General features: G+C 36.4%; 4 protein-coding genes. 3 read left to right on the top strand and 1 reads right to left on the bottom strand.

The window, feature by feature from the left end; all coding sequences use genetic code 11:
- Window positions 1–2,875, top strand: a 2,875-nt coding sequence (locus EG849_RS05535; RefSeq protein WP_233581752.1) for a PKD-like domain-containing protein, incomplete at its 5' end; no start/stop codon positions are given.
- Window positions 2,876–2,886: 11 nt separating this feature from the next.
- On the top strand, window positions 2,887–3,915 hold the full coding sequence (locus tag EG849_RS05530; RefSeq protein WP_125012078.1) for a PorP/SprF family type IX secretion system membrane protein: 1,029 nt from the start codon (window positions 2,887–2,889) through the stop codon (window positions 3,913–3,915).
- Between the two features lie 143 nt (window positions 3,916–4,058).
- Here EG849_RS05530 and EG849_RS05525 read toward each other — a convergent pair whose 3' ends face one another.
- Window positions 4,059–4,814 carry a DUF4197 domain-containing protein gene (locus tag EG849_RS05525; protein ID WP_125012077.1) on the bottom strand — a complete coding sequence of 252 codons (756 nt, stop codon included), beginning with the start codon at window positions 4,812–4,814 and terminating at the stop codon, window positions 4,059–4,061.
- A 164-nt stretch (window positions 4,815–4,978) separates the two neighbouring features.
- Here EG849_RS05525 and EG849_RS05520 point away from each other — a divergent pair, with 164 nt between their 5' ends.
- Window positions 4,979–6,469 (top strand): catalase, encoded by a 1,491-nt coding sequence (locus EG849_RS05520; RefSeq protein ID WP_125012076.1) that lies wholly within the window; start codon window positions 4,979–4,981, stop codon window positions 6,467–6,469.
- Window positions 6,470–6,523 lie beyond the last annotated feature (54 nt).

The following is a 6,523-nucleotide window of genomic DNA, read 5'->3' as shown; positions in this document are numbered from 1 at the left end:
GGTTGGAACCATTTATTATTATTGTATGATTACACAAGCGAGTGGTTCAGGTTGTAATGTAACTTCAAATACGGCTTCAATAATTATTAATCCTTCGCCAACAATTAACGCTCAACCGTTATCAAATTCATATTGTTTGAATCAAGTAGCTTCAAATTTATCGGTTACTTATGCTAATGGAACGGGAACGCCAACCTATCAATGGTATTCAAATTCGATAAATGATAATACAACTGGTACTGCAATTAATGATGCCACAAACGCAACTTATGTACCGCCAACAAATACGGTAGGAACTATTTATTATTACAGCAGTATAACGTTTTCGAGTTTGTCAGGAGGATGTGAAATTATTACCTCAAATACAGCCTTGATTACGGTTAATCCGTTTCCAATAGTTGTTGCTGAAACGGCAACTATTTGCAGTAATAATTCTTTTGCAATAATTCCTTTGAATGGAAATGGAAATTCAATTCCTTCAGGTACAACTTACACTTGGACATTACCTGTCGTAAATTCTGTTGGGACCATTTCAGGATTTTCGGCGCAATCGACGCCTCAAACAGAAATCAGTCAAAATTTACTAAACAATACCACAAATCCGGCCACGGTTACTTACACCGTTACGCCAACTTCAGGAGTTTGTACAGGTGATAGTTTTACAGTAATCATAACGGTTAATCCAGCAATTGATCCCAATATAATGGTAACCAATAATACTTGTTTTGGAGTGAGTAATGCTTCAATTGCTACAAATATTTCGGGAGGAATTGCACCCTATATAATTACTTGGACTGGTCCAAACGGATTTACTTCAACAGCAAGTACTATTTCAAATTTAGAACCAGGAAATTATACGATTTTAATTGAAGATGCAGGAAATTGTCCGTTTACAAATTCTTACACGATCACGCAACCCGATGATATTTTGATTTCAGTTATTAGTCAAAATAATAGTAGTTGTTTTCAAAGTAATAATGGCGCTATTGATATTTCAGTTTCGGGTGGTACAGGAGCTTATTCTTATATCTGGACAAAAAATAACTCGCCTTTTTCAACCACACAAGATTTGGAAAATTTAAGTCCGGGAGATTATATCGTAAACGTTACTGATGAAAATAATTGTGGACCAAAAACACTTTCATTTACAATAACAGAACCGCCTTTACTTGTTATTTCGGTTCTTAATCAAACGAATATCTATTGTTTTGGAGCATCAACAGGAATTATAAATGTTGAGGTAATTGGTGGAACAATTGCAACAGATTACAACTTTTCTTGGACGGGACCAAATGGCTTTACAAGTGCCGATCAAAATTTAACGGGTCTTTTAGCAGGAACGTATCATCTTATTGTGACTGACGATAACGGATGCCAAAAAACAACTGCGGTAACTTTAACAGAATCGACTCCAATAATTTTGACTTACACAACAACAGTAATTACTTGTTATGGCGCAAATGATGCTTCTTTTAATGCAACAATTTCAGGTGGAAACGCACCGTATCAATTCACTTGGAGCAATTTATCAACGGTTTTAAATCAGAACAATCTAGCTGCGGGAAATTATACGATTACGATTACAGATAATTTAGGTTGTGTCAAATCAGAAACGATCAACATTCCCGAAGCTCCCATTTTTATGGTTAATCCAATTGTGAGAAACATAACGTGTTTTGGTGCAAATAATGGTAATATTCAACTGAATTTAATTGGAGGAATTGCACCTGTTACTTTAACTTGGAATGACGGAAGCACAGCTGGATTAACCAGAAACAATCTGCCTCCCGGAACATATACCGCAACCATTTCTGACGGAACACCTTGTCATATTGTTAGGACTTTTACAATAGTAGAACCGCAATTATTGTTGGCTTCTGCCAATATAATCAATCCAACTGACTGTAATGATGGAAGTAGTGGGGCAATTGATTTAATAGTTTCTGGAGGAACGCCACCATTTGCCTATTCTTGGTCAAATGGATCAAACACTCAAGATTTAAATAATGTAGTTGCCGGAAATTATTCAGTCACAGTTACCGATAGTAATGGTTGTACGACTTCTGCGCAGTTTTCATTGACTCGTCCTCAACCTTTAAGTATTAACGTAACCACCGAAACCAATTTTAATTGTGATTTGAAAGAAGTTACACAAAATTTTGTTGCCCAAGCTTCGGGTGGCGTTCCACCATATCAATACTATTGGGCAAGTGGAAACGTTAGTGGTCCAAATAATGAAATTATGACAACTGATTTGAACGGAACCGTTATTCTTACGGTAGAAGATTATATAGGTTGTACTCAAATTTACACTGTAGAAGTAAATAATATAGAAATTGGTGACATCGCTTTTGAACCAATTTCAATAGGTTCTACTTCGTATGGAATGTATGCGATTGAAGATCCAATTCAATTCAACAGTACAATTACAGGTGATTATGAATCATTTTTCTGGGATTTTGGAGACGGAACAACTTCTACAGAGTTAAATCCAATTCACACTTATTTAATTCCAAAAGACTATGTTGCAACACTTACTGTCACCTATCCATTTGGTTGTGTTTATAAATTTGTGGTTACGCTTTCCGTAGAAAAAGGATATGTTTTAGTTGTTCCAACGGCTTTTACTCCAAATAATGATGGTTTAAACGAAGCTTTCCGACCCGTAACCAGAAACCTGAAAAACGTGACTTTGGATATTTACGACAGTTGGGGTTCTTTGATTTATTCAGAAAAAGGGGATGTTATTAAAGGATGGGATGCAAAAATAAAAGGATTCAATGCCGAAAACGGAAACTATTATGGCAAAGTATCAGGAGAAACCTTTTATGGAACTTTCGTCTATGACAATCAAACTTTCGTACTAATCAAATAGTCGCCATCAAGATGAAATCAAAAATAATAATCGTTTTTCTACTGCTTTTCACAATCGAGTCGAAAGCACAAGATCCAATATTTACACAGTTTTATTTAGTTCCTGAAACCTTAAATCCCGCATTTACAGGTATTGCAAACACATGGAATGCAGGAATTGTACACCGAAGACAATGGCCTGACGGCAACAGAAAAATGGATACGCAGTATGCTTATGCCAATACCGTTGTGAGTGATGAAATTGGCTTGGGTATGACGGTACAAAACCACAATGAAGATTTTACTAACTACAATTATTTTAATCTAAATGCTGCATTGTCTTATCGTGTGGACATTAATTACGATTGGCGATTGCGTTTAGGGTTAGAAGCTGGTGCCGGTAGAAAAGATTTCGGGTTTAAAAATTTATTATTAGAAGACCAAATTAATGGCAATTCTGGTGCAATCAGTCCAACCTCTGTAGATCCAAATATTGGTGAATATGGCGATAAAATTAACTTTTTTGACGTGTCTGCTGGTTTTACTGTTGATCAGGAGTTTGCTTGGTTTGGGGTTGCTGTCAAACATTTAAACCGACCAAATATTTCTTTTACAGAAAACGGAAATACACCTTTAGATATGTTTTTAAGTCTTCATGGTGGGTACTATTTTCAGTTTCTAAATTCACCATCTAATTTAATTCCTCAAGAATCTACTTTATTAGTGACCGCAAATTATATGAGACAAGGCCAATATAACCGATTAGATCTAGGTACTGTAATGGATTTTGGTCAACTTGGTTTTGGTGTAATTGTAGCAACAAATCCTGAAGGCAAAAGTGCAAACAGTCATTTTGTCTCTTCTGTAAATCCCGTCACTACATTTAAGTTAAACGAATTTACATTAGGCTATTCTTATGATTGGAATGTTTCAAAATTAGGAAGAACACAAGGCGTTCATGAATTAAAGCTGATATGGCAATCCAGCAGGCGTTGTGACAAATGCAAATATTATAGTACGAAACTAAAAAGAAACGGAGGGCCAGGTTACAATAAAATTTAATTTTTATGGCACAAAGCTTTAGATTTACCAATGATTAAATTCCTATAATTGAAGTCTTCGGAAAAAAAATACCTTCAAAAAATCATTTATTCAGTTGATTTTTTGAAGGTATTACTTTTAAAATATAAGGCAGAAATTGTATTTTAATCCTGCATTGCAAATACTTTTTTCAATAAAGGAGAAGTTCTTGATGACAAGTTGGTTCTGATATCTTTTTCCTCTACGGCAATCATTTTAAAAACGCCTTCCATTGCTTTTTCAGTGACGTAATTGGTAAGGTCGGGATTCACTTTTGTGACCAAAGGTACTTTATTGTATTTGGCAATAATGGTTTCCCAAATTTTGTCGGCCCCCACTTTGCTTAAAGAAGTTTGAATCACCGGACTAAATTTCGCGGCTAAAGAAGTTGAAGTTGTTCCTTCTAAATAAGTTGTTGCCGCAGTATCGCCTCCGATCAGAATATTTTTGGCATCTGTAATTTTCATGCTTGTAATGGCACTGACAAAAATAGGAGTAGCTTCTTTAACCGCGTCTTCTGCTGCGCGATTTAATGCTTTAACGCCTTCATCTGCAAGACTGGAGAGTCCAATGCTTCTCAAGGTTTTATCTACTTTCTGAAGTTCCTCCGGAAATAAAATCTTTACAGTCTCATTTTTATAAAAACCATCTACAGCAGTTAATTTGGTTACTTGTTCTGTAACTCCTTTTTGAAGCGCTTCCTTTAGGCCGGCGCCAATATCCGTCGTTCCCAATAAATCTGTGATGGAATTTCGAGATCTTGATGCAGTCGTTGTTGTTTTTTTGGCTTGTGCTTTTTCATTGGCTCTTTTCAGCAGATCTCCTATTTGCGCAAAACTAAATAAAGGGACAAATAACGCTAAGATGTAAATTTTTTTCATGGTATCGATTTAAGATGTTCAAAGGTAAGCAAACATTATACCGTTTATTGCACGCGCTAAACTATAGTTAAAATTTATTAAAATATAAAAACAATCAATTTTAATTATGTTTAATAAACGAAAAATTGTCTAAATTTGGATAAATCAAGAAACTAATATACCTTATGAAAGATTTAGACAATCACAATAAATTGACGACGGCTTCTGGGACTCCTTATGCGCAAAATGAAGATTCGAAGTCTGTTGGTTCTAGAGGGCCACTTTTATTAGAAGATTTTATTCTTCACGAAAAAATGGCGCATTTTAACAGGGAGCGAATTCCAGAAAGAGTAGTACATGCCAAAGGTTCAGCTGCTTTCGGAACTTTCACCGTTACTCATGATATAACAAAATATACAAAGGCCAAAATTTTCTTAGAAGTAGGCAAAAAAACCGATATGTTGCTTCGCTTTTCAACGGTTGGAGGTGAAAAAGGTTCTGCCGATACTGAAAGAGATCCAAGAGGTTTTGCCTTGAAATTTTATACCGAAGATGGAAATTGGGATTTAGTTGGAAACAACACGCCTGTTTTCTTCGTAAAAGATCCAAAGAAATTTGGTGATTTTATCCATACACAAAAACGTGATCCTTACACCAATATGAAATCGGCAACGATGATGTGGGATTTTTGGTCTTTAAACCCAGAGAGCCTGCACCAAGTTGCAATTTTGATGTCTGACCGCGGAACACCTTATGGTTACAGACATATGCATGGTTTCAGTTCGCATACTTTTTCTTTTATAAATAGTGCTAACGAACGCTTTTATGTGAAATTTCACTTCTTGACAAAACAAGGAATCAAGAATTTCACGGATGCAGAAGCGGTTGCCATGAAATCTCAAGATCCCGATTTTGCACAAAGAGATTTGTTAGACAATATTGATGCTGGAAACTTCCCGCGCTGGGACATGAAAATTCAGGTGATGACCGAAGCCGAGTCAAGAACATACCATATCAATCCGTTTGATTTGACAAAAGTTTGGCCTCACGCAGATTATCCTTTGATGGAGGTTGGAACGATTGAATTGAACAGAAATCCAGACAATTATTTCCAAGATGTGGAGCAGGCGGCTTTTGCTCCTGCCCATGTTGTGGACGGAATCGGTTTTTCTCCTGATAAAATGTTGCAAGGCAGGATTTTGTCGTATCCAGATGCGCAACGTTACAGATTGGGAGCCAATTATGAGCAAATTCCGGTAAACAGATGTCCTTATTTTACAAATAATTACCAAAGAGACGGCCAAATGAGAGTCGATGGGAATGGCGGAAAAAACCCGAATTATTTTCCAAATAGTTTTGACAATATAACGGTCGATGCATCTTATAAAGAACCTGCACAAGAATTAGAAAGCAATGTTGCCGGATGGTATGACCGAAATGCAGAAGGTGAAAACGACCATTACACACAGCCAGGAAATTTATTTAGGCTGTTGGTTCCAGAACAGCAGCAGCATTTGATTAGTAATATTGTTGGTGCGATGTCAGGAATTGACGGACCAAAACGTATGGAAATCATCAACCGCCAATTGTGCCATTGGTTTAGAGCCGACCCTAGGTTAGGAATGGGAATTGCCCAAGGATTGGGAATTCAGATTGACCCAAATATGCTGCAATAATTTTCAAATTAAATACCCAGAATTTTACCCAAAACCCTTTCGAAACATCGAAAG

The organism is Flavobacterium macacae (assembly GCF_003865365.1).
In the GTDB taxonomy this organism is placed as follows: Bacteria; Bacteroidota; Bacteroidia; order Flavobacteriales; family Flavobacteriaceae; genus Flavobacterium; species Flavobacterium macacae.
Note: the sequence above shows the minus strand (reverse complement) of the source record. Positions and strands in the feature narration are given on the sequence as shown.

Coding starts and splice junctions, on each gene's coding strand:
- EG849_RS05530 (WP_125012078.1), top strand. CDS start 2,887: ATGAAATCAAAAATAATAATCGTTTTTCTACTGCTTTTCACAATCGAG.
- EG849_RS05525 (WP_125012077.1), bottom strand. CDS start 4,814: ATGAAAAAAATTTACATCTTAGCGTTATTTGTCCCTTTATTTAGTTTT.
- EG849_RS05520 (WP_125012076.1), top strand. CDS start 4,979: ATGAAAGATTTAGACAATCACAATAAATTGACGACGGCTTCTGGGACT.